Origin of the sequence: Ensifer sp. ENS11, assembly GCF_014851895.1 — a bacterium.
Taxonomy (GTDB): Bacteria; Pseudomonadota; Alphaproteobacteria; order Rhizobiales; family Rhizobiaceae; genus Ensifer; species Ensifer canadensis.
In genome coordinates this window covers 1-261 of record NZ_JACVAN010000090.1, presented here as the reverse complement: position 1 = coordinate 261, position 261 = coordinate 1, and the positions used below count along the sequence as shown (strand labels likewise).

The window sequence follows — 261 nt, the reverse complement described above, 5'->3', positions numbered from 1 at the left end:
CGTGGAAATCGACGCCGGCGGTCGGCAGGTTGACCATCACCATGCCGGCCTCGGCATTGCGCTTGAAATGCGTCGCATGTTTCAGGCTGGTGGTGGCAATGCCCGACGACAGCCCGAACGGCGTGTCGTTGGCGACGGCAAGCGCCTCGTCATAATCCTTCACCCGGATCACCGAAGCGACCGGTCCGAAGATTTCTTCACGCGAGATGCGCATCTGGTTGGTTGCCTCGGTAAACAGCGCCGGCTGCAGGTAGAAGCCGG

The 261-nt window shown here is 62.1% G+C and carries 1 protein-coding gene; it reads right to left on the bottom strand.

The window, feature by feature from the left end; all coding sequences use genetic code 11:
- A partial coding sequence (locus IB264_RS34350) for an aldehyde dehydrogenase family protein (RefSeq protein ID WP_192435387.1) occupies positions 1-261 on the bottom strand: 261 nt, incomplete at both ends.